Raw genomic sequence first — 709 nt, forward strand, 5'->3', positions numbered from 1 at the left:
TTATTTTACCGATCAACAAGGTAGGATTATTCTTCCTTTTACCACAGGAGGGCCTGCATCAAAAGGATGGCCAGGAAGCGATCAAGCTACAAATGTTGGGGAGCGACAGGTTCTTCCTTATAAAATAACTGTGCGTTGGTATTCGATTGCCGAAGACCAATTTTGGGAGGGAGAAGCGCTTTTTGATCAAAAAGTACTCGAACATTATGCGCAATTATTGGGAGATGACCTTACTAGTCTTATTGTGAATTATGCCCCAGGGGGATTGATCACCGTTTGGATGTCTGGTGGAGGGAATATTTATTTAATTACCCAATTCAAAGCCCATAAGATTGATAATGTCGATTGGAGTGAGTTTATCATTCCGTTGATGGATGAAGATGTTAGTCGTAAACAATATTTAGATTATCAAATGCAAGCTAAAGGTAAAAATTATTACCGTGTAATTGATGATAAAGTTCAACAAGAGATACGCGAACATAGAGTTCCTGATGCGGAACCTTGGTTACGATTAATGCACAAATATTCATGGGTATTAAAAACGAATAATTTATATGAGCTGAAAAGATATTCAGCAGTTTATGTCAATGGTGAGCAATATGATACACTGCAAATAAATAATCAAGCTGAACCTAGAGCTATTCCCTTTGGACTTATAACAAATATTGAAGATAGAAAAACACATCAGCCTATTCGTTTAGATTATATG

1 protein-coding gene is annotated in these 709 nt (G+C 36.7%); it reads left to right on the forward strand.

Going from position 1 to position 709, the window contains the following annotated elements:
• Positions 1–709 (forward strand): DUF2931 family protein (locus QJV27_RS11105; RefSeq protein WP_281449076.1); only part of this gene is annotated, 709 nt, incomplete at both ends.

It is taken from the genome of Commensalibacter oyaizuii (assembly GCF_029953265.1).
In the GTDB taxonomy this organism is placed as follows: Bacteria; Pseudomonadota; Alphaproteobacteria; order Acetobacterales; family Acetobacteraceae; genus Commensalibacter; species Commensalibacter oyaizuii.